Raw genomic sequence first — 25,833 nt, 5'->3', positions numbered from 1 at the left:
GCAAGCCGGCGCGGCAACCCCGGCCGCGAGGCGCCTGCTCCCGACGCGCCCCGCAGCCGCAGAGCACCCGACGGCAGAAGGCGCTACGCCCGCTCGAGGATCGCTCGGCGCGCCGCTCGATTGCGCGCGAGCGGAACGACCGCGGCGCGGGCCTGCTCGACAGCGTCGCGCAAGAAGAGGTCGCGGCTGCGGACGAGGATCTCCTTCGTCCGGCGGACAGCCGTCGGGTCGTTGCGGGCGACGGCTTCAGCGAGTTGGCGCGCGCGCGGCAGCAGCTGCTCAGCCGGCACCACCTCCGACACCCAGCCGACCTCGTAGGCGCGCGCCGCGTCGATCGTCCACGCGCCGCCAGCGAGAATGAGCAGTTCAGCGAGCGGCAGCGGCAAGCGCCGGCGCTGATAAAGGAAGTCTTCGACGGGCAGGCCCGCAGCGAGCGGCGCGCCGGCGAAGACTGCGCTTTCGGCGGCGAGAATGATGTCGCCCTGGCCGACGAAGCGCAGTCCCGCCCCAGCGCAGCGCCCATTAACCGCAACCACGACTGGCGTCCACACGTCGTAGTCGGCCGGGTCGAGGGAGAGGGGCACGTCGCCGTCGCTGCCGGCGCAGAAGGCATCGCCGGCGCCGGTGAGGATGATGCAGCGCACTGTCGCATCCGCCCCGACCTGCCGCCAGGCGGCGGCGAGCGCGTGAGCCGTCTCAACGTCGAGGCGGTTGCCGTTCGGGCCCCGCAGGGTCAGGGTCGCGATCGCGCCGTCGATCTGCACGTCGAGCATTACGCCTCCTCCGCCAATTCGCGCAGCCGCCGCGCTTCTAGCCGGCCGTACACCAGCGCGTCGCGCAGGCCGAGATCGCGGCTGCGCTGGGCGACCCGGCGGAGCGCCCGCACGACCTCTGGCGGCTGACGCGCAATCAGACGGGCGATCTCAAGCGCGCGCGGCAGCACTTGGTCGTCAGGCACCATCTCGCAGTAGAAGCCGAGCCGGTAGGCGCGCGGTCCCTGAATGCGGAAAGAGATCCCCTCGGTGGCAATGCGGAACACTTCGCCCCACGGCATCTTGTCAGTGATGTCGAGCGCCTCGCCGGTGCCCGGCCAGCCGGCGTAGGTGACATGGGCATCGGCGACGTACGCTTTTTCCGAGGCGACGAGCACATCGACCGCGCCGAGCAGCATCGTGCCTGCGCCGACGACCAGCCCATTGACCGCTGCAACTATCGGCTTGTCGAACTCGAGCCACATGTTGTTGTCGGGGAAAGAGCCGGTCAACTCCAGCCGAACTGGAAGCAGATTCGGCTGACGTTTTTCGCGCTCGATCACTTCGCCGCGCTGGCGCGCCTCTCCGCGCTCACGCAAGTCCGCGCCGGAGCAGAACGCCCGCCCGGCGCCGGTCAGAACGGCAACCCGGAGCGAATCGTCCTTCAGGATGTGCTCCCACGCTTGGTACAGCTCGCGATGGAGGACGCTGTCGAGCGCGTTCAGCCGCTCGGGCCGGTTGAGCGTCAGGATCGCGATCCCGTCCTGCTCTTCATAGAGCAGCGTTTGGAACTGCGGCATCATCCCATCCTCGGCGGCCGGATCGTCCATGCCGGCTTGCGCTTCTCGGTGAAGGCGCGGGGGCCTTCGAGCATGTTCTCGACGTTCTCAAAGCGCTCATGATATTCGTAGCCGAGCACCAGCGCGTCGTCGTAGCCGAAATCGCGCCGGGCGTGCATCGTCGTCGTCATCGCTCGGACAGCGTCGCCCGCTTGGTCGTTGATGGTGGCTGCAACCGTCCGCGCGCGCTCAAGCAGCGCCGCGGCGGGCAGCACTTCGCTCACCAGCCCGAGCTCGTGCGCCCGGGCAGCGGAAAGCTCCTCCGCCTCGCCGAGCAGCGCCAGCCGCAGCACTGCCCCGAGGGGCATCCGGTCGGCGAGGTAGAGCGCCCCCTCGACCGGGACGAGACCGAGCGACACCTCGGGCAGCGAAAAGGTCGCCGTCTCAGAAGCGAGAATGACATCGCCCTGGCCGACCAGAACGAGCCCCGTCCCCCGGCAGGGGCCGTTGACCGCGACGATGACCGGCTTCCAGACATTCAGCTTGCGCCGCCGATAATGCTCATACCGGAAGCCCCACCGGCGGCCGTCGCGCGGCTCGCGGTAGCGCTCCGGCACGTCATCGCGGCGCAGTGCCTCGGCGATCTCGTCGACATCCTCGCCGACGCAGAAACTGTCGCCCGCCCCGGTGAGAATGGCGACCCAGCTGTCGCCATCGAAGCGAAAGTCGTTCCAAACAGCCCAGAGCTCGCGGTGCAGCTGACCGTTCAGGGCGTTGCCTCGCTCGGGACGATTGAGCGTGATCGTCGCGATGTGATCGCGCTTCTCGTAGCGCAGTGTCTCAAATTCCACGGCGCCCCCTCGACGGTGATGCGGTCAGTATACAAGCTTGTGCCGAGCGGTGAGGATCAGCGCGATGACGTCAGGCAAACTTGACGCTTTGACTGTAATAAACGACAATCGTGCAGCGAGGAGGCGGCGATCGGACGGCGGAATTCGAGCAGCTTGGAAAACCGAGTGCGCGCGGCGCGGCTGCAGGCCGGCTTGTCGCAGCAGGCGCTCGCCGAGCGCGTTGGGCTGTCGCGCCAAGCGATGAACGCGATCGAGACGGGCCGCGCGGTGCCGAACACCGCTGTCGCGCTGCGGCTTGCCCAGGTGCTTCGCTGCCGAGTGGAAGATCTCTTCGCCGAGCCTGAGCTGAGCGAGGTAGGCCGACTGCGCCTCTCCGCAGTCGCGCCAGGGCGAGGAAGCCGTCTTGCGGTGGCCCGGGTGCGCGAGCAGTGGGTCGGCTACTCGCTTGCGGCCGGCCGCGACGTGCTCGACGGGTTCGCCCCCGCCGACGGTCTCCTTGCGCCCGGCGGCCACTCCGCGCGCATCCGCCTGCTCGCGCCCCGCGCGCAGCTTGAGCGGACGGCCGTCCTCGTCGGCTGCGACCCGAGCCTCTCGATCGTCTGCGCCCACGCTGCCCGCAACCATGCCGACCGTCGGCTGCTCTGGTTCCCGGCTCCGAGCGAGGCAGCGCTCGCAGCGGTTGCCGCCGGAGAAGCCCACGTTGCGGGCTCGCACCTGTGGGATCCCGCTGCCGGAGCGTTCAATCTGCCGCACGCCGAGCGCGCTCTCGCCGCGACCGGCGGCATCGTCGTGCGCTACGCCCGCTGGGAACTGGGGCTGGTGGTCGCGCCGGGCAATCCCAAGGGACTGCGCGCGGTCGCCGACCTGGTGGGAACGGGCGTCCGGATTGTCAATCGAGAAGCAGGCTCGGGCAGTCGGGCGCTGCTGGACGATCGGCTCGCCGCGCTCGGCGCGCCGGCGACAGCGGTGCTCGGCTATGAGCGCGTCGTCTCAAGCCACCTTGACGTGGCGCGGGCAGTGGCAGCGGGAAGCGCCGACGCCGGGATCGCCCTGCGGGCCACGGCAGACGCGTTCGGCCTCGAGTTTGTGCCGCTGGCCGAAGCCCAGTTCGACCTGACGATCCCGCGCGACCATCTCGACCACCCCGCTATCGCGCTCCTGCTCGACCTTCTGCAGAGCGGCCCACTGCGGGAGGAACTGCGCGCCCTGCCCGGCTACGAGGTCGATCAGCTCGGCACCCTGCTCGCCGAGGTGGCAGGGCCGGCGAACGGCCGCCCGTGACCGCGCGTCCGCCGGCCCCTCTGCGGAGAGAGGCGCGCTCGCCCGCTCACCGCGGGCGCAGCAGTCGAGACGCGTTTCAGGGCGGCCCCGGGAGACCGTGAGATGGAGCGGCGGATGCTGATCGCCGGCGGGATGGCGCTTGGCGTTGTGATCGCGACCCTCGCCCTCACCTTCGCCGCGACAGTGCAGCAGCAGGCGCAGCGTGAGCGGGCGCTCCAGGTGGCGGCAGCGGCCGACCTGCGGCCGGCGCTGGCCGAGATCGCGCGCCTCTACCAGGAGCAGACCGGGCAGGCAGCGACCCTCACCTTCGGGTCGACCGGGCAGCTGACGCAGCAGATCGAGCAGGGCGCGCCGTTCGACGTCTTCCTCGCTGCGAACGAGGCGTTCATCGAGCGGCTGAAGCGCGGCGGCCACACCGTGGCGGGAACAGAGCAGCGCTACGCCCGCGGACGGCTAGCGCTGGTCACCAGCCCAGCCCTGAACCTGCCGGTCAGCGCCCTGAGCGACCTGACCGCTCCCTCGATCCGCTACATCGCGATCGCGAACCCTGAGCATGCGCCCTACGGCGTTGCCGCCCAAGACGCACTCGAGGCGCTCGGGCTGTGGGGCACGCTTCGGCCGCGGCTGGTGTACGGAGAGAATGTCCAGCAGGCGATGCAGTATGTCCAGACCGGCCAAGCGGACGCGGGCATTGTTGCCGTTGCGCTGGTCATTCCGACCCAGCTCCGCTGGACGCTGGTACCGCAGGAGCTCCACCGCCCGCTCGATCAGGCGCTCGCGATCCTGCGGCGGACGCGCAGCGAGGCAGACGCACGCGCCTTCGTCAGCCTCGTGATGAGCCCCGAGGGCCAAGCGCTCCTCGGGCGCTACGGCTTCGAGCCGCCGGCGAGCCCCTGATGCGCGCGATCGATTGGTTCCCGCTGCTTCTCTCAATCCAGGTGTCGCTGCTGGCGACGCTGCTCAACTTCGTGGCCGGCGTCGCGGTCGGCTGGTGCTTGGCGCGGCGGCGCATCCCCGGGCGCGAGGTGCTGAGCGCTCTCGTCGCCGCGCCGCTCATCCTGCCCCCGACGGTGCTCGGCTATTATCTGCTCGTTCTCCTCGGCCGCGGCACCGTCATCGGCTCGATCTTCGAGGCGCTCGGGATCCCGCTCGTCTTCAGCTGGCGGGGCGCGGTGATCGCCTCAGCCATCGCCTCCTTTCCGTTTGTTGCCCAAGCCAGCCGCGCGGCGTTCGAAGCGGTCGATGTCAGCCTCGAGCAGGTCGCCCGCACGCTCGGCCGGTCGGAATGGGAGGTGTTCTGGCTGGTGACCTTTCCGCTCGCTTGGCAGGGCATTGTGGGGGGGACGCTGCTCGCCTTCGCCCGCGCCATCGGCGATTTCGGCGCCACCCTGATGGTCGCCGGCAACATCCCCGGCAAGACCCAAACCCTCTCGATCGCGATCTACGACGCGGTGCAGGCGAACGACCTTGAGCTCGCCGCCCTCCTCGTCGCCATCCTGTCGGTCTTCTCGATCGCGCTCCTCGCCGCCGTCCAGACCGTCTCGCGCAAGCTGGTCGCGTCGCCGCCATGACCGCGCTGGAGGTGAGCATCCGCCACCAGCTGGCGGGGTTTCAGCTCGACATCGCTCTGTCCGCCGACCGCGAGGTGCTCGTCCTCCTTGGGCGATCAGGCGCCGGCAAGTCGATGACGCTGCGGGCCGTCGCCGGGCTGCTGCGGCCGACGGACGGACGCATCGTCCTCAACGGCCGGGTTGTCTACGACAGCAGGGCGGGGATTTTCCTCCCGCCGCAAGCGCGCCGCGTCGGCTATGTGCCCCAAAACTACGCCCTCTTCCCGCATCTCACGGTCGTCGAGAACGTCGCCTTCGGACTGCGCGGCGTGCCCCGAGCGGAGCTCCGCCGCCGGGTCGATGAGCTGCTCGAACTGACCGGCCTGACAGAGCTCGCCAGCCGCCGCCCCTCCCAGCTGTCCGGCGGCCAGCAGCAGCGCGTCGCCTTGGCGCGCGCGCTCGCCATCCGTCCCGAGGCGCTGCTGCTCGACGAGCCGCTCTCGGCACTCGACGCCCCGACCCGGATCGAGCTGCGGCGGGCCCTGCGGAGCCTGCAGCGGCGCTTCGCGGTGCCGACCCTCTTCGTCACGCACGACCTTTCCGAGGCCCTCGTTCTCGGCGACCGGGTCGCCGTAATCGACGCCGGACAGGTTCTGCAGGTGGGCGCGCCTGAGGAACTGCTGCGGCGCTTCCGCGATGTCCGCGTCGCCGAACTGACCGGCGTCCGCAATATCTGGCGCGGGCAGGTCGAGCGGGTTGAGGGCGCGGCTGTCTGCGCGTGCGTCGGCGAGCGGCGCGTGATCGCCCGGACTGCCGAGCCGGGGCCGGCACCGGGCGCGCCGGTGTGGGTGTGCGTTCGCAGCGACGCGATCGCGGTAGACCCGCCGGCAGCGGACGAGCACAGCACCGCGGCGGAGGGGACGATCGTCGATGCCGTCGTCGAGCGGAACGCCGTTGTGCTCTCCGTGCGGCTCGCCGGCCCGCGGCTGACGCCCGAGCGCGACTACGACCTCGAAATCGAAGTGCCTCGGATCAGCTGGGAGCGCGCGGCAAAGCGACTGGGAGAGACGATCGCGTTCACGATCCCCGCCGCGGCAGTGCAGATCCTGCCGGTGAGACCGGACGGACAGTCGCCGTGACAGCGAGCGCGCGCCCTGCCCCCCGCGGCAAGCGGCGCAGTTCGCGCGCAAGCCGGTCACCGCTCGAGCGGCGTCTCTTTGGTGAACAAGAGACGGCCAAAGAGCGGCCGGTTATTCGCGACAATCCGATAGGCGAGCTCGACGACGGGAAGGAGCGGCGGCAGCGAGAGCAGCGAGGCAAGACGGCGAAAGCCGATCGCGGCGAGAACATAGAGCGTGGCACGGCCAGCGCGGAGCGTTCGGCCGTCGGCAGTGACAACGTGCACTGCCCGCGCGCAGGCAGCGCGGAGCGCCGGCGTCATGGGGGGTGACGGCGCGTCTTGATAGGGAACAATCCGGAACCGCCCACGGCGGTCCTGCCGCTGCACCCAGGCAGCAGCGCGGCGTCAGAAGCCTCAGCCGCCGTCGATCAGCAGCCAGTCCCGCTCGTCCATCGGACCGAAGCATACCGCGCTGCGGCGCGAGCGCGCCGCGCGGCGACAGCTGCCGTTTCCAGAGAGGACAACCTCGCGGGCGCAACTGGCGATGGCCGGCGAGGCGGGAGCGAGGTACGATGCGCAGCGCAGACCAGCACGGAGGAGCGCGATGCTCATCGACCTGCAGCTGATCACAACGGAGGACGGCATCTCCCTGCCGGTTGGCTTCTTTGCGCCGACGGGAGAGAAGCGGGGGGCGGCGATCGACGCCGTCATCCTGAACGGCGGCACCGGCACGAACTTCTGGCATCCGACGCTCACGGACGTCGCCCAAGCGCTCGCGGCGGCGGGCTACCCCGCGCTCACCATCAGCACGCGCGGCCACGACCTCGCCTTCCGCGGACGGAACGGACTGCTGGGCGCCGCTTATGAGATCCTCGACGACTGCCGCTATGACTTCACCGCTGCACTCCAGCATCTTGTCGACCGCGGCTCCCAGCGGATTGCGCTCTACGGCCACAGTCTCGGCTGCACGAAGGCGACCTACTACGCCGCGCACGACCCCCATCCGGCGCTCGCGGCGGTGATTGCGCTCGCCGGGCCGCGCTTCTCCGCCTCGCGGTACGAGGCATCTCCGTGGGCCGAGCAGTACCGCGCGACGAAGCGTCAGGCAGAGGCGCTGGTCGCCGCCGGACGTCCGAACGACCTGTTCGAGGCCGCCTTCCCAACCGCGCAGCCCTTCGCCGCCGCGAGCTGGCTCGACAAGTACGGCGGCGAACGCTACAACCTCGCTCAGTGGGCGCAGGGCATTCGCGTTCCCGTGCTGCGGATCGACTGCGGGCTGGATGACGGGCTGATGGCGTACCATATGGCCGGCCAGTTCGAGGACCTTCAGCGGCTGGCACCGCACCCGCTCCACCGTCACGTCGTCCTCGAGGACGTCGACCACTTTTTCACCCGGCCCGGCTCGGCAGCGAAGGTGAGCGATGCAGTCATCGCCTGGCTGGACGGGCTGCCGCGTCCTTGACAGCGCCGGCGGGCGGTGCGTAGCCTCCCGCCGATCACGGCGGAGGACGCAATGCAGCGCAGCACCGAGCGCATTCTGACCACCCACACCGGCAGCCTTCCGCGACCAGCCGAACTGATCCCGCTCATCCTCGAGAAGGACCGCGGCGCGCCGATCGACGAAGCGCGCTTCGAGACCCTTGTGCGGCAGGCCGTTCACGACATCGTTCGGACCCAAGTAGCGAACGGGATCGATATCGTCTCGGACGGCGAAATGAGCAAGCCGTCCTACGTCGGCTACGCCAAGGACCGCCTCACCGGCTTCACGGGCACCGGGACAATCGGCGTCGCGGCCGACCTCGCCGACTTCCCGGAGTACACCGAAAACCTGCGCCGCCACGCGCTAGCGACGCCGGCGGCGCCGCGGCCGGCCTGCGCCGGACCGATCGCCTACCGCGGGCACGCCGACCTTCAGCGCGACATCGACAACTTCCTCGCCGCGCTGCCAGGCTCGGGCGCGGTCGATTCGTTCATGACCGCAGCCGCGCCGGGCGTCATCGCCGTCTTCCTGCCGAACCAGTACTACCCCAGCCACGAGGACTATATCTGGGCGCTCGCTGCCGCAATGAAGGAAGAATACGCTGCTATCCATCGGGCAGGCATCACCCTTCAGATCGACTGCCCTGACCTCGCGCTTGGCCGCAACCTCCAATTTCCGACGATCCCGCTGGAAGAGTTCCGGCGGATCGCGGCGATGCATGTCGAAGCGATGAACTGGGCGCTCGCCGACATCCCGCCGGACCACCTGCGCATGCACCTCTGCTGGGGAAACTACGAGGGGCCGCACCACAAGGACATTCCCTTGCGCGACATCATCGACATCGTGCTGGCAGCGCGGCCGAATTTCATCTCCTTTGAGGCGGCAAATCCGCGCCACGAACACGAGTGGCGTCTCTGGGAGGAGGTGCGCCTGCCGGAGGGCAAGGTGCTGATCCCCGGCGTGCTTGACTCCACGACCAATTTCGTCGAGCACCCCGAGCTTGTCGCCGAGCGCATCCTCCGCTTTGCGCGGCTGGTGGGCCGCGAGAACGTTATCGCCGGAGCGGACTGCGGCTTTTCGACCGGGGCAGCGGGCGCGCCGGTTGTCCCCTCGGTCGCGTGGGCGAAGTTCCGAGCGCTGCGGGACGGAGCGGCGCTCGCCAGCCGCGCCCTGTGGTAACTCTGCGCAGAACTGCTTGCGCAAAATCATGGACCCTCGTATGACCCTCTCGTTGCGACGGGCAGATCAATTCCGGCGAGACGGAGGGCGAGGAGACCGTCGGCAGCGCGACGGACAGCCGGAGGCAGCCGGCACGGGTCTGCACCAAATGCAGCGCAGTGCTTCGTTCTGTTGATAAGCCACATAATGAGGTTGAGATCCTCCGACTAGTGCCGGGACGGTCCGACATCACGGTATGGCAGGCAAACGAGATGGCTGGCGATGGCGCGCTCCTTCCCAACTGGCTCGCAGTGGATATCCTTGCCGAGAGTCCGCTCGTCTTCTTCCGCGGACGCGTCGGCGTGATCACGGCGGTGAGCCCGAACGTCGAGCGGCTGATCGGCTATTCGCCGGAGGAGATTGTCGGCCGGCCGAATTTCTGGCAGGAGCATCTGCATCCGGAGGAAGCGCCCGCAGTGCTCGACGCAACGCGAGCGGCGACCGCGCAGCGCGTGCCGTCGACCAACCGTATCTTCCGCTTTCGTCACCGCGACGGGTCATACCGCTGGCTGAATTGGATCACCCATCGGCAGTACGACCGCGAGGGGAAGGTCGTCGAGATTTTTGGCTACGCGCTCGATGTTACGGAGCAGCAGGAAGCGGCCTGCGCCCGGGAACGGCTGCTCGTCTCCCAAGCGCGGCTCGAAGGGGTGATGGCGACAGCGCGTCAGGTGGCCGACTCCGTCAACAACGCCTTTGCCGTGGCGACCGCAGCGCTCGAATTGGCGCACGCCCACGGGGTCGAGCCGACGATCGTCCAGCCGGCGATCGAAGCCCTGTTTGAGGCCTCCTGGCAGATCGCGCAGCTGCAGCGCGTCGTTCGGGTCGCGCTGACGGACACGCCGGTCGGGCCGGCGCTCGACCTTGCTGCCTCGCTCACCCCAGAAGAGTCGTCTCCCGCGCGGTAGCAGTCCCATTGCGATATAAGCGCCAGCGAGCGCCGAACCCGCAGGCAACGCGGCAGCGCATCCGCTACTATGCATCCATCCTGACCGCGCTCCACAACGAGGCGAGCGACTGGCGATGAGCCTCTATCTCATCGAAACGCGGCGCGTGCAGCCCGGTGCTGGGGCAGCGTTCCTTGCCGCTGCCGACCGCGCGTGGCGCAGCCTAGCGCCCTATCGCGATCGGGTGATGTTCTTTCGGCTGGCTGTCGCTCAGGATGACCCGGATCATGTCCTCACGCTCATCCGCTACCGTGACCGGGCTGAGTTTACTCGGCTGATGGCTGCTGTTCCGAAGGAGGTTCAGCAGGAGCTTGCCCGCCCCATCCTTCCCGGCACCCTGACCCGTGCCTGGGCCGAGGCGCTCCGCGACATCGACAACTTCACCTACGAAAGCGGCTTTGTCAGCATCGTCCGCTGGGAGGTTCCCGCGACGCTTGTCGAGATGTTCGTGAGCGTCGCCAAGACCATCCAAGACCGCTTCATGGCGCAGGATGGAACTGTCGCCTCCCGGCTGCTTCGGACAGACGATACGACCTTTCTGCTGGTCAGCGAATACCGCGATACCGCCGCCGTCACCGCGGTGGGCAACTCCCGCATCACCGCTGACGTGCCGCCGGCCATTCAAGGCCTGAAACGGAGCGCTTTCAGCGGCGCCGTTCGGCTGCTGAGTGACTACCCCTCCCGCCCGTTCGGATGAGCGAAGCGCGCAATGGCCCGTCTTGTCGAGGTAACGCGCGGGGGCATCGTTGAGAGTGTTCACGCCGGCGTCGTCGTTGTCAGCCGCCCCGAGGGAACAGTCTGCTCGGCGGGCGAGCGGCGGCTCGTCACCTTCCCGCGGTCATCGCTGAAGCCGTTTCAGGCGCTGGCGCTCGTCGCCGCAGGGGGCAGCGAGCGCTTCGGGCTGACCGAGGAAGAGCTCGCCGTCATCTGCGCCAGCCACGCCGGTGAAGAGCGCCACCTCGCCGCTGTCGCCGGCATCCTCGAGAAGATCGGCGCGCCGCCCGAAGCGCTGGGCTGCGGCACCGCCCGGCCGAACCGGCTGCCGGGCGCGCCGCCGAGCGACCAGCCGCCACGCGCGCTCGCCCACACCTGCTCGGGCAAGCATGCCGGGATGCTCGCCCTTGCCCGCCTTCTCGGCGCGCCGCTCGACGGCTACCTGCACCCGCAGCATCCTGCGCAGCGCGCGATTCGGCGGGCACTCGAGGAGATGTTCGGCGCCGATGCCATCCGCGGGGTCGCGACAGACGGCTGCAACGCGCCTGCCTACGCCCTGCCGGTCGAGACAGTGGCGCGAGCGTTCGGCCAGCTCGCCCGGCCGACCGGACCGTTCGCAGAGGCGCTGGCGCGGATCGGCGCGGCGATGCGCTGCCATCCCGAGCTTGTGGGCGGCAGCCGCGGCTTCCTCGACAGCGCGCTGATGGCTGCGGTTCCTGGGCTGGTCGCGAAGCGCGGCGCGGAAGGATTTTTCGCGCTCGGCCTTGCCGATGGGACGGGGCTCGCCCTGAAGGTGCGCGACGGCGACCCCGCCGGACGCGCTGTCGGTCCCGCGACAATGGGAGCCCTGATCGCGCTTGGCGTGCTCGACGCCGGGGCGCTGCCGCCCAGCCTCGCAGCCTTCGGCCCCCTCCACCGTTTGTACGATCGAGACGGCGCGCCGGTTGGCGCAATCCAGCCGGCCCGTGCCCTGCGCGCCCTCGGCCGCGGCTGATCTTCCCTCGCCTGAGGAGCGCTCGACCAGGCGCGGGACGAACGGCTCGCAAGAAGAGGCCGATCGGCAGAGGCGTTTTTGACGGAGAAGAGATAAAAGTACTTCCGGAGATACCGTCCCCCGGAGAGGCACGATGGAGCAATCGGGACCGTTCGAGGAGCAGCTGCGGCAGCTTGGCGCTGCGATCGATCGGCTGGTAGCGCAAGCGCGGGCCGCTCTCGAGGAGCGCGAACCCGGGCTTCACGCGAGGGTCGAGGATGCTCGGCGGCGGATAGCCGCGCTCCGGGACGAGGTCAATGGCCGCTGGGAGGCAGCCAAGCCGGCAATCGAGCGCGCGCTGCGGGAGATTGAAGCGGCGCTCGCCGCGCTCGCGTCCGGGCGCCCCGCGGCGGCTTCGTCCCCGCAGCCGGAGCATCGCGAGATCGTCGTCCGCCCCGAAGCACTCAGTCCGCCGCCCGCGACCCCGCCGTCAGCTGCCAACGAGTAGGAGGGAACGATGTCTCGCAGGCCCGACGTCCCTTCCCCGGCGATACCGCGGCGGCGCGCTCCGCGCCAGCGCTACTTCGTGATCGGTGGCATTGTGGTCGGGCTCCTCGCCGGGTTTCTCGTCCAGAGTGTGGTGCCGATCGCTGAGATCGCGTTCTTTGCGTTCGCGCTCGCCGCCTACCTCGTCGCCGACGCGGCATATCACCTCATCGAGACGCCCACCTTCCGCCGCTTCCTGTTCTACGCGCTCTTTCCGCCGATTGCGCTTGCTCTCTTGGCCGCCACGTTCGCCGTGACGAGACAGTGGGCGGTCGCCGTTCTGATCGCCCTTGTGGTTGGCGGCGCGCTCCAAGCAGCTCTTGGCGCGCTGCTCTTCCCGACGCCGCGGCCGACAACAACCATTCGCTGACGGCCGGCGACCCGGGATCGCAGTTTGCGCCGCGGTTCGTCCCCGCTGCGGCGAAAGAGGCCGCACTGGCGATCGACAGGATATTTTCTATAATCTCTCCTTGTCGATCACCGACCGATCGACAAGGAGGGGACATGGCCACAACAGAATTTCGCGGTCCTCAGGAAGAAGCCGGGCGCGCCCGCATGGCGGCAGTCGACCTCGAGCACCCGCCAGAGAAGCCGGTCATCACCATGGAAAATGTCTACGACGAGGAGACGCCCTACGAGCAGTGGCTGATGCGGTTGGTGTGGACGGACGCGCGGCGGGCGATCCCGATCTTGATGGAGTGGGTGAACAGCATGCCGGCGTTCGACGGCCCTGCCGATGACTCGGACGTCCTGCCGCCCGGCGCGCCGCCCTTCGAGCGCCCCATGCACTGGCTGAAGACGCCGATCCACTACACCCCGCTCTGGGACCCGAAATGGGTGCGCACCTACTACGTCGGCAACAACTACTTCACGTTCACCCAGCCGGAGCGGGTCAAGCCGCTGTTCGAGCGGATCTACGCCCATGAGCGCCCGAAGCGCATCCTCGACATGGGCTGCGGCGTCGGCCCCTCGACGATCGCGCTCGCTGAGCTGTTCCCCGATGCGGAGGTGATCGGGATCGACCTCGGCTCGCACTTCATCCGCTTCGCTCGCGGCTGGGCAGCGCGGCGTGGGGTCAAGAACGCCTTCTTCTACGCCCAGCATGCCGGCGCGACGAGCTTCCCGGACAATTCGTTCGACATCGTCAACGAGAGCTACGTCCTCCACGAGCAGCCGCAGCCGGAAGCGCAGAAGATCGTTGCCGAGATGAAGCGGCTGCTGCGGCCCGGCGGGCGGTTCTCGTGCATTGATGTCATCTACGACGAGACGGAAGAGGCGCGCCGAGCGCGTGTTGAGCGCGCGAAAGGGCCAGAGCCGTTCCTCGGCGAGTACATGAAGCTGAACCTCGAGCAGCACCTGCGGGCCATGGGCTTCGTCAATATCAACCGGATCAACGGCTGGCAGCAGATTGCGCCCGGCTATCCGGGTGGCCCGTGGGACTGCATGGTGATCACCGGCATGAAGCCGTAAGGGACGGCTGAGCGCAACAGTCCGCAAATCGGCTTCTTCCGGCAGGAGAGCGGGGCGGTGCCGGAGCCGGCGCCGTCCCTTTTTCTTCGGCGCCGGCCTTGTCCAACGCCAAGCGCCAGAAGGGGGGTGAGGCGCATGCCCACGCGCCCCTGGCCGGAAGGAACCGGGTCCTCGGGCCGGCGCGGCACATCGCCGCATGCCCACGCGCCCCTGGCCGGAAGTGCGCGCGCCAGCACCGCAGGCCGCTGCGCTTCGGAACGCAGATTAAGGAGCACGCCGGCGGCAAGGGCCTCCCGCTGGCCGCCGGCGTCGAAGGGCGGGAGGGTGCGCTCTCCTCGCGCCGCGCGGCCGGCGAGGATGCACCAGCCGGCCCGACGGCCGCGCGAAAAGCGGAACACCTTCTTGCGGCGCTGCCCTTCGGCCTTCGCATTCCGCGAGTGAGCGCACTTGCCGACCGCTCCTGACTGCGGCGCGCGCACCAGCCGGCGATGCAGCGCCTCTGCTCGCAGCTTGGCATGCGACGCTTCGCTGCCGCGCGATCGCGATCTGCGCCGGAGCTGAGGAGGCGCCTCCGCCGCACCGGTCACCAGTTCGCCGCTCGGGGGCAGGCGAGCGCGCTTCCCTCCGCTCGGAGCGCTCCTCGTCTGCCGGCGCCGCCACGCCTTGCCGTCGCCCGATTTGCGAACGCGCCGGGCTCGCTATATAATGGTGGTCCTGACCTCAAGGCCCTCGGTTGGCCGGGCGCGGCTGTTCCGCCAGCTTCGTCCAGTGAGCCGGGGGTTTTGTCGTGTCGGGGATGCGCCCGCAAAGGGCGTACCAACCCAAACAGGCCCTTTCCGGCGCCGTCGGGGTGAACCGATGACGCCGCGCGCCTCGGTGCGGGTTAGGGGTGAGGAGCTCCGGCCTCCTGAGGGGGAGAACGATTGTATGCCCGGCTAGCTGCCCTTGTCAGCGAACGAACCGCGATCCCGACGACAGAACGGGATATCGAGCGGATCCTGGCCGCCCTCCCGGCTGCGGCCGACATCTGGCAGGCGGTGGATCTCGCGAAGTGTCCGTTCAACCAAGTTGTCGAGACGGTGCGGGTGCTCGCTGCCGACGGGCTCGCCGACGTCGGAGAGACGTCGATCGCGCTCACTGAACGAGGACGAGCGCTTGCCGCCGAGCGGAACGCGGTTCCGCCGCCCTCGCTGCGCTGCGCCGCCTGCGCTGGGCGCGGCGTCAGCGACGAGCAGCTTGCCGAGGCGCGCCGCCGCTTTGACGCTATCGCGGAGGGACGTCCCCGTCCCATTGCCGTCTACGACCAAGCCTACGTCACGACAGACACCGTCTTTGCGCGCCTCGCCGCCTTTGCCGACCGCGGGGATCTCGCCGGGCGCGACCTGATCGTCCTCGGCGACGACGACCTGATCGGGATCGCAGCCGCGCTGACCGGCCTGCCGAACCGCGTGGTGGTCGTCGAGATCGATGAGCGGCTGAATGAGTTCATCCGGCAGGTGGCAGCGGCTGAGCGCTTGGCCCTCGACGTTCTCACCGTTGACCTGCGCGACCCTCTTCCATCTTCGCTCGCGGGCGCCTTCCATACCTTTTTCACCGACCCGCCCGATACGCTCGCCGGCCTCGAACTGTTCATTGGTCGCGGCCTAGAGTCGCTGCGCGGTGCCGGCTGTGCCGGCTACTTCGGGATGACGGTCATTGAGTCGTCGTTCCGCAATTGGCGCGCCCTTCAGGCGCGGCTGACCGGCTATTACCGGGTTGCGATCACCGACATCGTTCGCGACTTCAGCACCTACGAGAACTGGGACTATCTCGTGGGCAGCGTGCGCGACGACCTGCCGCCGCTCCGTCGGCCGCCGCTCACGCACTGGTACCGGTCGTCGCTCTACCGGATCGAAACATTCGAGGACTCGGTCCTCGCCGCCGCGCCGGTCGATGAGGCGACCCTCTACGTCGGCGCGGAGAGCCTACTCCACACCAAGAGGGATTCCGATGTGGCAAGTTCCTGAGCGGTACTGGGTCACCTCCGGCGCCGCTGAGGGCGGCACCGAACTGAACGCCTTCGACAATGCGCTCCTCGCAGCAGGAATGGGCAACCTGAACCTGATCCGAGTGAGCAGCATCTTGCCGAAAGGCGCGCAGCGGATGTATGAGCGGCCGAGCCATCTGGTCGAAGGGACCCTCGCCCCCGTGGTCTATTCGGTCGCAGAAAGCGCCACTCCGGGCCAAGTGATCGCAAGCTGCGTCGGGATCGGGCGGTCGAAGGACCAGTACGGCGTCATCTTCGAGCATGCCGGCGCGATGACAGCGGCTGAGGCTGAGCGGATCGTCCGGCAGCAGGTCGAAGAGGCGTTCGCGCGCCGCGGGCTGGATTTGCACGAGCTCATCCTAGAGTCGTGCGAGCATCGCGTGGAACGGCATGGCTGCACGGTTGCAGCCGTCATGCTCTGGTAAGGGGGGTACCGATGGAAAGTGTTGGTCGCCACCTCATCATGGAGATGTGGGGCTGTAACGAGAACCTCGACTCGGTCGAGGCCGTGCGGTGCGCGCTCATTGAAGCAACCGAGGCATGCGGCGCGACGCTGCTCGAGTTGTTCATTCATCCCTTCACGCCGCAAGGGGTTACCGGCGTTGCGGTGATCTCGGAGTCGCACATCTTGATCCACACCTGGCCCGAATTGGGCTATGCGGCGGTGGATGTCTTCACTTGCGGCAAAAAAGTGCGCCCAGAAGAAGTGGCGCCAGTGCTCCAGCGCTATTTCGCGCCCGGGCACGTTCAAGTCATGGAGATGAAGCGTGGAATTGTCGACACCCGAGCCCGTGTTCCCGCGGGAACACTGGTTCGCTGAAGCGCCGCTCCACGGCTATCGGCAGGGCTACCGCGTCCGCCGCGAGATCTACCGCGGCCGGTCGCCGCACCAATCGATCCAGGTGATCGAAACGGAGCTTCTCGGAACGACCCTCATCCTCGAGGGGGCGATCCAGACCTCGACTGTCGATGAGCACATCTACCACGAGATGCTCGTCCATCCGGCCCTCTGCGCCCTGCCGGCGCCGCGGCGGGTGCTGATCATCGGCGGCGGCGACGGCGGCGCGCTTCGGCGTGTCCTCGAGCACCCGACCGTCGAGCGCGCTATCCAAGTCGAGCTGGATGCGGCAGTGGTGGAGGTCTGCCGGCGATACCTGCCCGAGATCGCAGCCGGCGCCTTCGACGACCCGCGCGCCGAGCTGATCATCGGGGACGGCGCGCGCTATCTTGCCGAGACCGAGGAGCAGTTCGATGCCATCCTTGTCGACTCCACCGACCCGGTCGGTCCGGCAGAAGCGCTTTTCAGCGAGGCGTTCTACCGCTCCGTCTTCCGGGCGCTTGCGGCAGGCGGCGTGTTCGTTACGCAGAGCGGCTCACCGCTCCTAATGGGGGCAGAGCTGGGCAGCGCGGCGCGCCAGCTGCGCCGCGTTTTTCCCGTCGTCGCGCCGTACTTGGCGAGCATTCCGTCCTACCCCGGCGTGATCTGGAGCTTCCTCGCCGCGACAAACGGCTTCGACCTCGCCTCGGTGTCACGCGCTCAGATCGCCCGCCGGCTGGAAAGTATCCCCACGCGCTACTACACCCCGGAAATCCACCTGGCGGCGTTCGCCCTGCCCGCAGACCTCGCCCGCAGTCTCGCCAGTGACCAGGATGATGCTGTCGGCCTCCTCCCCCGCACCGCGACCGTTTCTCGCTAGCCGTCCCGGCTGGACACGGCCGGATGTGGCGATCCTCGGCGTTCCGCTGGACCTGACCGAGTCGTACCGACCCGGCACCGCTGCCGGTCCTGCCGCCATCCGCGCCATTTCGGACAGCCTCGAGACCTACAGCCCGGCCCTCGACCGCGATCTCGACGCGCTCGCTCTTGCCGACCTAGGCGACCTCCCGCTCGATGGCCTCGGGATGGATGCCGCCCTCGCCGCAATCGCGGAGCAGGTCGGCACGATCGCCGCCGCCGGGGCGCTGCCGGTGCTGCTCGGCGGCGAGCACACGCTGACGCTCGGGGCAGTGCGCGGCCTGCTCCCCCGCTATCCCGACCTGCATCTTCTTGCCGTCGACGCTCATCTCGACCTGATCGACCGCTACGCTGGGGAGAGCGTCTGCCACGCAACTGTTCTGCGCCGCATCTGCGACGAAATCGGCCCGCGGCGAGTCGCGCAGGTCGGGGGACGGTCGGGCACGGCCCCCGAGTGGCGCTACGCGCAGGAGTTGCTCCACGCCTCGCCCGAGCTGAGCCTGCCCGCGGGAGCGCGCGGTGTGCTCGAGCGGGTTCCAATCTACCTCACGATCGACATTGACGTGCTCGACCCCTCGGCCGCCCCCGGCACGGGCTGCCCGGAGCCCGGCGGCCCCTCCTTCCGCGAGCTGCACCGCTTTCTGCTCTCGCTTCGCGGCCTCACGGTTGTCGCCCTCGACGTCGTCGAGGTGCTCCCCGCCATCGACCCCGCCGGCATTGCCGCAGTCGCCGCCGCCAAGCTGGTGCGCGAGAGCATCCTGCTTTTCGCGCAGCACGACGCGTAGCCGGCGCCGCTCCCCTTATTCGCGCGAAGCGCCTTTTGCTGAGAGCGCATTAGGGTGTTCTGCTGATCGGCGCCGGGCGGTGCTCGAAATAGCGATATACCTGCCGGGTCAGCTCGTGGATAACCGCATATCCGCGAGCGGTGTCCCACAGGTCATCGGTCATGATGACGAGGACGAATGGGCCGCTGGGGGCATAGATAATGCCCGCATCGTGCGCCATCCCCGGCAGATTGCCCGTCTTATGCGCAACGGGGACATTCGGCGGCAGCCCGATCGGAATGCGGTCGTTCACGCGCTGCCCGAGCAGAACGTCGATCATCTCAGCGCTCGCCTCGCGGCTGACGAGCTGGCCGGTCGCCATCTGCTCGAGCATCGCGAGGATCTCATTCGGCGTCGTCGCGGTATCCCAATCGACGGTCGTATTTGGAAAGCCGAGCGCCGCCATGCGCTGATTGATGCGGCTTGGGCCGAGCCGGAAAAGCAGAAAGTGTGCCGCCTCATTGTCGCTCAGCGTGATCATGTCGATCATCGCTTCACGAGCGCTGTACGTTGTCGGCTCACCATAGATGGGGGCGCCGGCTGCGTCATAGCCGACGATAGTCCACGCCGGCAATTCCGCATCGAGGTCGACCTCGCCTTCGGCATTCTGCGCATAGAGCTCGACCATGACCGCCAGCTTGTAGAGGCTGGCCGCCTCGAACACGCGGTCGCCGTTTACTGCAGCGCGCTGCCCCGTGAGCAGATGCTTGACCGCGATGCCATAGACCGCCGGTTCGTCGCGAATGAGGGAGGAGAGGAGGAGGGCAAGCTCCTCGTCATGGCGGCTGGGCATCGGCGGCACAAGACGCTCCTGCGCTGCCGCACTGCCGGCGAAGAGCAGCAGGAGAAGCGCGCAACCGGCAAGCAGCCGCATCACTCTGCTCCGCGTGATTAGACGTAATGCCGCCAGTGCTGATGATAATAGGCGAGAGTGCGCCGCAGCCCCTCTTCAAGCGGCACCTTCGGCGACCAGCCGAGCGCCTGCTTGACGCGGCGAAAGTCAGCGTAGTAATCGCCGATATCGATCACCTTCCGGTCTTCAGGGAAGGGAACGATGCGATACTCGCCGGCGCCATTGAGCCGAATGAGCAGCGCGGCGAGCGCTTTCAGCGAGAGCCAATCGCCAGCGCCGAGATTGAAGACCCCGCCGTTCGCTTCCTCACGCTCGGCCGCCAAGAGGAGTGCGTCGACCACATCGTCGACATAATTGAAGTCACGGAGCTGTTCGCCGTCCCCAAACACCTCGATCGGCTGGCCCTCGATCAGGCGCCGGATCCAAATCCCGAGAAAGGTCTGGCGCGCGTCTTTGATCCGCATGCGCGGGCCGTAGGTGTTGGTCAGCCGCAGCGAGGTAGCGCGGAGACCGTAGACATTGTTGTAGAGGATGTGATACCACTCGCCGGCCATCTTGTTGATGCCGTTGACATCGACCGGACGGAGCGGATGGCGCTCGTCGACGGGGAGATACTCCGGCTTCCCGTAAATCTGGCGCGTGCTGGCGAACACGATCTTAACCTCGGGATTGTGCTTGCGGCACGCCTCGAGGATGGAGAGCTGCGCGCGACAGTTGATCTCTAGGTCGGTGTAGGGGTCGAGCATCGAGTCGAGGTGACTGGTCTGGCCGGCGAGGTTAAACAGGTAGTGCTGGCCCTGGACCAAATAGGCCATGCTGTATTCATCGCGAACGTCCGAGATGTTCACTCGGATCCGGTCTTTAATCGGGTCGACGTTGAACAGATTGCCGCCGTACTGCGGAATAAGCGAGTCGACCGCGGTCACCTCGGCGCCAAGCTCGACGAGCCGCATAGCGAGGTTGGCGCCGATGAAGCCGAGCCCCCCCGTGATCAGAACGCGCTTGCCCGCGAAAGTCATCGCAGCTCTGCGGCGAAGGCGCGCACCGTCGCGATTACGCTCGCCACTTCGTCCTCCGTCAGTTCCGGGTACATCGGCAGAGAGAGTACTTCCCGGGCGGCGCGCTCCGTCTCCGGCAGTTGATCCGCGCCGGGGAGACGCCCGCGGTACGCCGGCTGGAGATGCACCGGCACCGGATAATGGACGCCCGGCGCGATGCCGTGACGACGGCAGAACTCGAGCAGGCGATCCCGCTCCGGGTGACGAATGACATAGAGATGAAAGACGTGAGCGGCGCCGGGGCGCCGAGCCGGGAGCGCGACGCCGAGGTCGGCCAGCTCACGGTCGTAGCGGTCGGCGATGGCGCGGCGGCGGAGGTTATCGGCGTCGAGGTAGCGCAGCTTGACGCGGAGGATCGCCGCCTGCAGTTCGTCGAGGCGGCTGTTCCACCCCGCGCGGTGCGAGACATACCGGTCGGCCCACCCGTATTCGCGCAACAGCCGCGCTTCCTTCGCGATCTCCTCGTCGTTGGTCACGAGCATGCCGCCATCGCCGAGCGCGCCGAGGTTTTTGGTCGGATAGAAGCTGAAGCAGGCGGCGTCGCCGAGCCCTCCCACCCGACGGCCTCCCCAGCAGGCGCCATGGGCTTGGGCACAGTCTTCGATGACCCGCAAGCCATAGCGGCGCGCGACCGCGGCGATGGCGGTCATGTCGGCCGGCTGGCCGTAGAGATGCACCGGCATGATCGCTTTCGTTCGCGGCGTGATCGCCGCCTCCAGCCGCGCCGGGTCAAGCGTATAGAACTGGGGGTCAATATCGACGAGCACGGGCGTTGCGCCCGCCAGCTCGATCGCGGCGACGGTGGCGACCGCAGTATGGGAGACCGTAATGACCTCATCGCCAGGGCCGATCCCGAGCGCGCCGAGGGCGAGCCGCAGCGCCTCCGTGCCGCTGCCGCAGCCGACCGCATAGGCCGCGCCGAGATAGGCGGCAAATTCTGCCTCGAATGCGGCCACCTGTTCACCGAGGATATAGCGGCCGCTTTCGAGCGCTAGGCGGATCGCCGTATCGATCTCGTCCCGGTGCGCAAGATACTGCGCTTTCGGGTTCGCGCAGAGAATCATGGGCGCTCCGAAGTGCGGCTCAGAGTGTAGAACGTGGGCAGCAGCATGGCCAACCGGCCATCATTCTGGCCAGCAGGAGAATGAGATGGACGACGCAATTGATATCGTGGTGAACCCCTACACGCCGGAGATTGTCGCCCTTCGGCCAAGCTGGAGCCGCAGCTTCTTCGGCGAGAAGATCGGCGTGAGCGCCACCACCCTCGCCGGGATCAGCATTGACGCCTTTCTCGAGAAGATGGACCGCGCCGGGATCGCGCACGCCCTGCTCGTGGCGACGAAAGCGGGGCCAGCGTGGCATCCAACGAGCTTCCGCCTCCCCTACGAGAAAGTCGCCGAGCTTGTCGCCCGATATCCGGACCGATTTTCGGGACTGGCCGGGATCGACCCGACCGAAGGGATGACCGGCGTCCGCCAGCTCGAATGGGCCGTGAAGGAGCTCGGCTTCGTCGGGGCGCATCTCTATCCGCACTGGTTCGAGCTGCCCCCGGACCACGCACGCTATTACCCATTCTACGCTAAGTGCTGCGAACTGAATGTGCCGATCCAGATCCAAGTCGGCAACTGCCTGCGCTATAGCGCCGACCGTCCGCTGCGGAGTGTCGGCCGCCCGATCACGCTCGACGCCGTCGCGTGCGACTTCCCGGAGCTGAAGATCGTCGGCATCCACATCGGCTGGCCGTGGACGGAGGAGATGATCGCGATGGCCTATAAGCATCCGAACGTCTACATCGGGTCGGATGCGTATGCGCCCAAACACTGGGACCCGGCCTTGGTGCGCTACATCGATAGCTGGGGGCAAGAGAAAGTGCTGTTCGGCACCGATTTCCCGGTCATCGACCCAGAGCGCGCTCGCGCCGAGATCGACCAGCTCGGGCTCCGTCCAGAGCCGAAGCGCAAGTTCCTGCGCGACAATGCGGTGAAGCTGTACCAGCTCGAGGGAAAGCTGCAGTCCCGTCTCGCCGCGCCGCCGGCTCAGCCGACAGCATGATGCCGGTGAGGGAAGAAGAAGGCGGGTCGAGAAGGGGGGGAGGGGCTGCACCAGCAGGTGGGACAGGCGAGACTCGAACTCGCACGCCTTGCGGCTGCGGGGTTTAAGCCCGCTGTGTCTGCCATTCCACCACTGTCCCAGGCAAGAAAAGACCGGATCAGGAGGCGACGACCGGATTCGAACCGGTGAATCGCGGTTTTGCAGACCGCTGCCTTACCACTTGGCTACGTCGCCAGCGACTGGGCATGCCCACGCTCTGCACGCATCGTACCACACCGCCCCCCCGCCTCGCTAGACGCCTGCCCTCGGCCGACGAAAAAGGGCGGGAGCGCTTTCTCCCGCCCTTGCGATCTCCCGTCGGTGCCCAGGATGAGATTTGAACTCATACGCCTTTCGGCACCGCCCCCTCAAGACGGCGTGTCTGCCTATTCCACCACCTGGGCATCACAGCCGGACCGGCTGGCACGAGTGGAGGGACTCGAACCCCCGACCGGCGGTTTTGGAGACCGCTGCTCTACCAACTGAGCTACACTCGTTTAGCTCGTGCGCACAAGTATATCAAGCTGCTCTGCCACGCTTCAACCAGGGAGGAGATGCTCGATACCGCCTTCGTTCGCCGCTCCTACGAAGAGGATGGCCCCGTCCGCTTCGCCGTCCGCGCCGTCGCGGTTGGGCTGTGGCGCTCGGAGCAGCTCCTCATCGAGCGGTGGCTCCGCCCCTCCGACCGGATCCTCGACCTCGGCTGCGGCGCCGGCCGGACAACGATCGGCCTGGCGCGGCTCGGCTATCGCCGGGTCGAGGGGGTCGATCTCTCGCCTCGGCTTATCGCGGCGGCCCGGCAGCTCGCCGCAGCGGCAGGATACCCGCTCCGGTTTACCGTCGCCGATGCGCTCGACCTGCCCTTCCCCGACGAGTCGTTCGACGGCGCGATCTTCTCGTTCAACGGCCTGATGCAGATCCCTGGCCGCGATCGCCGCATCCGGGCGCTGGCGGAGACGCGACGAGTGCTCCGGCCGGACGGCGTCTTCCTGTTCACAACCCATGACCGGGAGCGCTTCGAGCCCGAGCCGGGGTTCTGGCGCGCCGAGGCGCGTCGTTGGCGGAAGGGAAAGCGCGACCCGCGCCTTCCGGAATTCGGGGGACTGCTCTTCGAGCACGAAGGCGCCGAGACCTTTCTCCACATTCCCGACCGCGCCGAAGTGCTCGCGTGCTTGGCTGAGGCGGGGCTCCGCTGGGTTGAAGATCACTGGCGGCCAGACCTCGTCGACGAGCCGGCCGCGGTCGTGGCATTCAGCGCGCCCTGCCGCCTCTGGGTTGCCCGACGCTAGAGCACGGGCCAGAGGCTTCGTCCGTAGCGCAGCCCCGGCCACGGGATTGCGGCGAGGATGACGAGGGTGGCGACCAGAAAGAAGAGCGCGTTCAGGCGGAATTGCCCGCGGTCGCTTGCTGCGCGCCGCCCGAGGATCTGGCCAGCATGGATGAGGACGAGGGCCACGATCATTCCCACCAGATGCTCGAGGGCGAAGAAGCGCAGCGCTCCCTCCCCCATCGCCGCCTCGAATCCGCCGGGAAGGGTGAGAACGAAGCGAACCCAGAGGATCAGCCCAAGCGCGACTTGGACATCCATTGAGATAGCGAAGAATGCGCCCAGACGGCGGTCGCGCGCAGTCCAAGGGCGATTGCCGAACCAGCCGGCAAACGCGTTGACGAGCGCGATGACGGCTGCTGCCACGACAACCCAGCGCAAAACGTTGTGAAGCGCGACAAGAGCGTCGAACACTGCTGGTCTCCGAACAGCGAAGTGAGACGGGAGGAGACACGCCGCCGATTGATTGTCGCGCAGCGCGGAAACTTAGTGCGGTGTGTCAGCCCTGACAGATTGTGAGGGGTTGACCTTGGCCCGTCAACCGGCCGCTACAATTCTTGCGAGGAGACGAAGTGTGCGAACCGATATCATCGTTCAGAAGTATGGCGGCAGCTCTGTCGCGGACCCCGAGCGCATTCGCAATGTCGCACGCCGCGTCAGCGCGACCTACCAGCAGCGCTCGCGGCGCGTGGTCGTCGTCGTCTCCGCCATGGGGAAGACGACTGACCAACTGATCGAACTGGCGCACCAGATCACCCCCAATCCCGACCCGCGGGAGCTCGACCTCTTGCTCTCGACCGGGGAGATTGTCTCGATTGCGCTGCTCGCGATGGCGCTGCGCGACCTCGGCCACGAGGCGATCAGCCTGACCGGCTACCAGGCCGGCATCCGCACCGAAGCGCGCTACGGCGCCGCACGAATCCTCGATGTCGACCCCGTGCGGATCCGCCGCGAATTGGACCGCGGCCGGATCGTGATCGTCGCCGGCTTCCAAGGCTTTACCGAGGAATTTGACATCACGACGCTCGGCCGAGGCGGCTCCGACACCACTGCCGTGGCATTGGCGGCGGCGCTCGAGGCAGCGGCCTGCGAAATCTACACCGACGTTGACGGGATCTTCACGGCCGACCCTCGCATCGTCCCTGAGGCGCGGAAGCTTGACGATATCTCCTACGAAGAGATGCTGGAACTGGCCAGTCAGGGCGCAAAGGTGATGGCAGCGCGCGCGGTCGAACTGGGGGAACTGTTTGACCAGCCGATCCTCGTCGCTTCCAGCTTCAACGACCGGCCGGGCACCCTCATTCACCGAGGAGTTTCGATGGAGAAAGGCAACAAAGTGCGCGGAATCGCCCACGATCTCAACGTCGGCAAGGTAACGATCATCGGCGTGCCCGACCGCCCCGGGATCGCCGCGCAGGTTTTCGGTCCGCTCGCCGAGGCCGGCATTTCGGTCGATGTCATCGTCCAGAACACCGGGCATCACGGGAAGACCGACCTGTCCTACTCGGTCGCCAAGGCAGACCTGCCGAAAGCGGCAGCGCTGACGCAGGAGGTGGCGAAAGCGATCGGCGCCGAGGCCGTCACCACCACCAGCGATCTCGGCAAGGTGAGCATCGTGGGGAGCGGGATGCAGAGCGCTCCCGGCTACGCCGCGCGGATGTTCGACGCGCTGTACCGCGCCGGGATCAACATCGAGATGATCACGACCTCCGAGATCCGGATCACCTGCATTATTGCCGCTGACCGGGTCGTGGATGCGGTGCGGGCGCTTCATGCCGCGTTCGAACTCGAAACGCGGGATAACCCCTAGCCGCCCGTGGCGAAGAAACGAAAGCGAGCGCGAGAGCACCCCGCGACGCCCCCGGCACCCCCGAATTGGCGCGGGCTCGTGGTGATGACGGTGACCGCTGCTTTCGCCGGACCGCTCAACTTCTTGCTCGGCTCGGTGCTCTATGCCCTCGCTTTCACCCAGGCGCCCCATGGGCCCGGCGAGGCTCCCCTCATCATCGCCTCGCAAGTTGCGACCGCGTTCATTACGATCGGCCTCTGTGTCCTTCTTGTCAGTCGGCTCACCTCGCTCTCGCTCGGGTGGGGATACGCTCTCGGGATCGCGATTGCGCTCGTCACCAATCCGCTGGTCTTGGTGAACCTTGTTGCGCTCCTCGCCGGAGGATAACTCGAAGCGCTGTTGCGCACTGGCGCTGTAAGTGGCGGTTGTTCTGAGCAGAGAGGCGGCGC

Annotated in this window: 31 protein-coding genes and 4 tRNA genes; 21 read left to right on the top strand and 14 right to left on the bottom strand. The window is 67.8% G+C overall.

Annotation, left to right across the window (positions count from 1 at the left end):
• Nucleotides 1–83: 83 nt before the first annotated feature.
• The 3 genes from NZ773_13055 to NZ773_13045 are packed head-to-tail and all read right to left on the bottom strand — an operon-like array spanning nt 84 to nt 2,382.
• Complete coding sequence (locus NZ773_13055; protein MCS6802850.1) at nt 84–773, bottom strand: enoyl-CoA hydratase/isomerase family protein; 690 nt, start codon at nt 771–773, stop codon at nt 84–86.
• Nucleotides 773–1,582, bottom strand: coding sequence for an enoyl-CoA hydratase/isomerase family protein (locus NZ773_13050; protein ID MCS6802849.1), 810 nt, complete (start codon nt 1,580–1,582; stop codon nt 773–775). The genes NZ773_13055 and NZ773_13050 overlap by 1 nt, the downstream gene beginning before the upstream one ends.
• On the bottom strand, nt 1,552–2,382 hold the full coding sequence (locus NZ773_13045; GenBank protein MCS6802848.1) for an enoyl-CoA hydratase-related protein: 831 nt from the start codon (nt 2,380–2,382) through the stop codon (nt 1,552–1,554). The genes NZ773_13050 and NZ773_13045 overlap by 31 nt, the downstream gene beginning before the upstream one ends.
• Before the next feature lie 165 nt (nt 2,383–2,547).
• Here NZ773_13045 and NZ773_13040 point away from each other — a divergent pair, with 165 nt between their 5' ends.
• The 4 genes from NZ773_13040 to NZ773_13025 all read left to right on the top strand — a co-directional run bounded on the left by NZ773_13040 (nt 2,548) and on the right by NZ773_13025 (nt 6,352).
• Complete coding sequence (locus tag NZ773_13040) at nt 2,548–3,663, top strand: helix-turn-helix domain-containing protein (GenBank protein MCS6802847.1); 1,116 nt, start codon at nt 2,548–2,550, stop codon at nt 3,661–3,663.
• 102 nt (nt 3,664–3,765) lie between these two features.
• Nucleotides 3,766–4,560 (top strand): molybdate ABC transporter substrate-binding protein, encoded by a 795-nt coding sequence (modA, locus tag NZ773_13035; protein MCS6802846.1) that lies wholly within the window; start codon nt 3,766–3,768, stop codon nt 4,558–4,560.
• Nucleotides 4,560–5,234, top strand: coding sequence for a molybdate ABC transporter permease subunit (gene modB / locus NZ773_13030; protein MCS6802845.1), 675 nt, complete (start codon nt 4,560–4,562; stop codon nt 5,232–5,234). The genes modA and modB overlap by 1 nt, the downstream gene beginning before the upstream one ends.
• On the top strand, nt 5,231–6,352 hold the full coding sequence (locus NZ773_13025) for an ABC transporter ATP-binding protein (GenBank protein ID MCS6802844.1): 1,122 nt from the start codon (nt 5,231–5,233) through the stop codon (nt 6,350–6,352). Before modB ends, NZ773_13025 begins: the two co-directional genes overlap by 4 nt.
• A 56-nt stretch (nt 6,353–6,408) precedes the next feature.
• On the opposite strand, the gene NZ773_13020 is transcribed toward NZ773_13025, so the two are convergent.
• Both NZ773_13020 and NZ773_13015 read right to left on the bottom strand, forming a co-directional pair.
• Nucleotides 6,409–6,720: a DCC1-like thiol-disulfide oxidoreductase family protein gene (locus NZ773_13020; GenBank protein MCS6802843.1), complete on the bottom strand. Its 312-nt coding sequence runs from the start codon at nt 6,718–6,720 to the stop codon at nt 6,409–6,411.
• A 27-nt stretch (nt 6,721–6,747) separates the two neighbouring features.
• Nucleotides 6,748–6,945, bottom strand: a complete 198-nt coding sequence (locus NZ773_13015; protein ID MCS6802842.1) for a hypothetical protein — start codon at nt 6,943–6,945, stop codon at nt 6,748–6,750.
• Here NZ773_13015 and NZ773_13010 point away from each other — a divergent pair.
• The 8 genes from NZ773_13010 (at nt 6,938) to NZ773_12975 (ending at nt 13,681) form a co-directional block, all read left to right on the top strand.
• Nucleotides 6,938–7,795, top strand: a complete 858-nt coding sequence (locus tag NZ773_13010; protein ID MCS6802841.1) for an alpha/beta hydrolase — start codon at nt 6,938–6,940, stop codon at nt 7,793–7,795. The two genes, NZ773_13015 and NZ773_13010, sit on opposite strands and share 8 nt — an antisense overlap.
• 51 nt (nt 7,796–7,846) lie before the next feature.
• The gene (locus NZ773_13005; protein MCS6802840.1) at nt 7,847–8,992 is read left to right on the top strand and encodes a cobalamin-independent methionine synthase II family protein; all 1,146 of its coding nucleotides are present in this window, start codon (nt 7,847–7,849) and stop codon (nt 8,990–8,992) included.
• Between the two features lie 209 nt (nt 8,993–9,201).
• Nucleotides 9,202–9,939: a PAS domain-containing protein gene (locus tag NZ773_13000; GenBank protein MCS6802839.1), complete on the top strand. Its 738-nt coding sequence runs from the start codon at nt 9,202–9,204 to the stop codon at nt 9,937–9,939.
• Between the two features lie 115 nt (nt 9,940–10,054).
• Nucleotides 10,055–10,675 carry a hypothetical protein gene (locus NZ773_12995; protein ID MCS6802838.1) on the top strand — a complete coding sequence of 207 codons (621 nt, stop codon included), beginning with the start codon at nt 10,055–10,057 and terminating at the stop codon, nt 10,673–10,675.
• A gap of 12 nt (nt 10,676–10,687) precedes the next feature.
• Nucleotides 10,688–11,686 (top strand): asparaginase, encoded by a 999-nt coding sequence (locus NZ773_12990; protein ID MCS6802837.1) that lies wholly within the window; start codon nt 10,688–10,690, stop codon nt 11,684–11,686.
• Between the two features lie 133 nt (nt 11,687–11,819).
• Nucleotides 11,820–12,173, top strand: a complete 354-nt coding sequence (locus NZ773_12985) for a hypothetical protein (GenBank protein ID MCS6802836.1) — start codon at nt 11,820–11,822, stop codon at nt 12,171–12,173.
• 9 nt (nt 12,174–12,182) lie between these two features.
• Entirely contained in the window at nt 12,183–12,581 is a 399-nt protein-coding gene (locus NZ773_12980) for a hypothetical protein (protein MCS6802835.1), read from the top strand.
• Nucleotides 12,582–12,715: 134 nt separating this feature from the next.
• The gene (locus NZ773_12975; GenBank protein ID MCS6802834.1) at nt 12,716–13,681 is read left to right on the top strand and encodes a class I SAM-dependent methyltransferase; all 966 of its coding nucleotides are present in this window, start codon (nt 12,716–12,718) and stop codon (nt 13,679–13,681) included.
• Here the strand turns inward: NZ773_12975 and NZ773_12970 are convergent.
• Nucleotides 13,630–14,268 carry a hypothetical protein gene (locus NZ773_12970; GenBank protein MCS6802833.1) on the bottom strand — a complete coding sequence of 213 codons (639 nt, stop codon included), beginning with the start codon at nt 14,266–14,268 and terminating at the stop codon, nt 13,630–13,632. The two genes, NZ773_12975 and NZ773_12970, sit on opposite strands and share 52 nt — an antisense overlap.
• A gap of 336 nt (nt 14,269–14,604) precedes the next feature.
• Here NZ773_12970 and NZ773_12965 point away from each other — a divergent pair, with 336 nt between their 5' ends.
• Genes NZ773_12965 through speB form a run of 5 tightly spaced genes read left to right on the top strand, consistent with a single transcriptional unit; the run spans nt 14,605 to nt 18,227 of the window.
• A complete protein-coding gene (locus NZ773_12965) occupies nt 14,605–15,687 on the top strand; it encodes a bis-aminopropyl spermidine synthase family protein (protein ID MCS6802832.1) in 1,083 nt (360 codons plus the stop codon).
• Complete coding sequence (locus NZ773_12960) at nt 15,671–16,132, top strand: arginine decarboxylase, pyruvoyl-dependent (GenBank protein MCS6802831.1); 462 nt, start codon at nt 15,671–15,673, stop codon at nt 16,130–16,132. Before NZ773_12965 ends, NZ773_12960 begins: the two co-directional genes overlap by 17 nt.
• Nucleotides 16,133–16,143: 11 nt before the next feature.
• Nucleotides 16,144–16,527 (top strand): adenosylmethionine decarboxylase, encoded by a 384-nt coding sequence (gene speD, locus NZ773_12955; protein ID MCS6802830.1) that lies wholly within the window; start codon nt 16,144–16,146, stop codon nt 16,525–16,527.
• Nucleotides 16,475–17,404, top strand: coding sequence for a polyamine aminopropyltransferase (speE, locus tag NZ773_12950; GenBank protein ID MCS6802829.1), 930 nt, complete (start codon nt 16,475–16,477; stop codon nt 17,402–17,404). Before speD ends, speE begins: the two co-directional genes overlap by 53 nt.
• Complete coding sequence (speB, locus tag NZ773_12945) at nt 17,358–18,227, top strand: agmatinase (protein MCS6802828.1); 870 nt, start codon at nt 17,358–17,360, stop codon at nt 18,225–18,227. The genes speE and speB overlap by 47 nt, the downstream gene beginning before the upstream one ends.
• Nucleotides 18,228–18,276: 49 nt before the next feature.
• Here speB and NZ773_12940 read toward each other — a convergent pair whose 3' ends face one another.
• From NZ773_12940 to NZ773_12930, 3 genes are read right to left on the bottom strand one after another with little or no spacing between them, the layout of a single operon-like run.
• Nucleotides 18,277–19,140, bottom strand: a complete 864-nt coding sequence (locus NZ773_12940) for a class A beta-lactamase-related serine hydrolase (GenBank protein ID MCS6802827.1) — start codon at nt 19,138–19,140, stop codon at nt 18,277–18,279.
• A 17-nt stretch (nt 19,141–19,157) separates the two neighbouring features.
• On the bottom strand, nt 19,158–20,138 hold the full coding sequence (locus tag NZ773_12935; protein ID MCS6802826.1) for an NAD-dependent epimerase/dehydratase family protein: 981 nt from the start codon (nt 20,136–20,138) through the stop codon (nt 19,158–19,160).
• Nucleotides 20,135–21,241, bottom strand: a complete 1,107-nt coding sequence (locus NZ773_12930) for a DegT/DnrJ/EryC1/StrS family aminotransferase (GenBank protein MCS6802825.1) — start codon at nt 21,239–21,241, stop codon at nt 20,135–20,137. The genes NZ773_12935 and NZ773_12930 overlap by 4 nt, the downstream gene beginning before the upstream one ends.
• Nucleotides 21,242–21,326: 85 nt before the next feature.
• On the opposite strand from NZ773_12930, the gene NZ773_12925 reads away from it, so the two are divergent.
• On the top strand, nt 21,327–22,229 hold the full coding sequence (locus NZ773_12925; GenBank protein ID MCS6802824.1) for an amidohydrolase family protein: 903 nt from the start codon (nt 21,327–21,329) through the stop codon (nt 22,227–22,229).
• Nucleotides 22,230–22,287: 58 nt separating this feature from the next.
• On the opposite strand, the gene NZ773_12920 is transcribed toward NZ773_12925, so the two are convergent.
• From NZ773_12920 to NZ773_12905, 4 genes are all read right to left on the bottom strand, one after another.
• Nucleotides 22,288–22,368: transfer RNA gene (locus NZ773_12920), tRNA-Leu, on the bottom strand.
• A 23-nt stretch (nt 22,369–22,391) separates the two neighbouring features.
• Nucleotides 22,392–22,463 (bottom strand) — tRNA-Cys (locus tag NZ773_12915).
• Between the two features lie 127 nt (nt 22,464–22,590).
• Nucleotides 22,591–22,672: transfer RNA gene (locus tag NZ773_12910), tRNA-Leu, on the bottom strand.
• 17 nt (nt 22,673–22,689) lie between these two features.
• Nucleotides 22,690–22,765, bottom strand: a tRNA-Trp gene (locus NZ773_12905).
• Nucleotides 22,766–22,822: 57 nt separating this feature from the next.
• Between NZ773_12905 and NZ773_12900 the strand changes: the two genes are divergently transcribed.
• Entirely contained in the window at nt 22,823–23,557 is a 735-nt protein-coding gene (locus NZ773_12900; GenBank protein ID MCS6802823.1) for a class I SAM-dependent methyltransferase, read from the top strand.
• On the opposite strand, the gene NZ773_12895 is transcribed toward NZ773_12900, so the two are convergent.
• Nucleotides 23,554–24,009: a hypothetical protein gene (locus tag NZ773_12895; protein ID MCS6802822.1), complete on the bottom strand. Its 456-nt coding sequence runs from the start codon at nt 24,007–24,009 to the stop codon at nt 23,554–23,556. The genes NZ773_12900 and NZ773_12895 overlap by 4 nt on opposite strands.
• A 160-nt stretch (nt 24,010–24,169) precedes the next feature.
• Between NZ773_12895 and NZ773_12890 the strand changes: the two genes are divergently transcribed.
• Together NZ773_12890 and NZ773_12885 are read left to right on the top strand one after the other, a co-directional pair.
• Nucleotides 24,170–25,405, top strand: coding sequence for an aspartate kinase (locus NZ773_12890; protein MCS6802821.1), 1,236 nt, complete (start codon nt 24,170–24,172; stop codon nt 25,403–25,405).
• A gap of 6 nt (nt 25,406–25,411) precedes the next feature.
• Nucleotides 25,412–25,771 carry a hypothetical protein gene (locus tag NZ773_12885; protein ID MCS6802820.1) on the top strand — a complete coding sequence of 120 codons (360 nt, stop codon included), beginning with the start codon at nt 25,412–25,414 and terminating at the stop codon, nt 25,769–25,771.
• Nucleotides 25,772–25,833: the final 62 nt, after the last annotated feature.

This window comes from Dehalococcoidia bacterium, assembly GCA_025054935.1.
Classification (GTDB): Bacteria; Chloroflexota; Dehalococcoidia; order SpSt-223; family SpSt-223; genus JANWZD01.
This window is presented reverse-complemented; position numbering and strand designations above follow the sequence as displayed.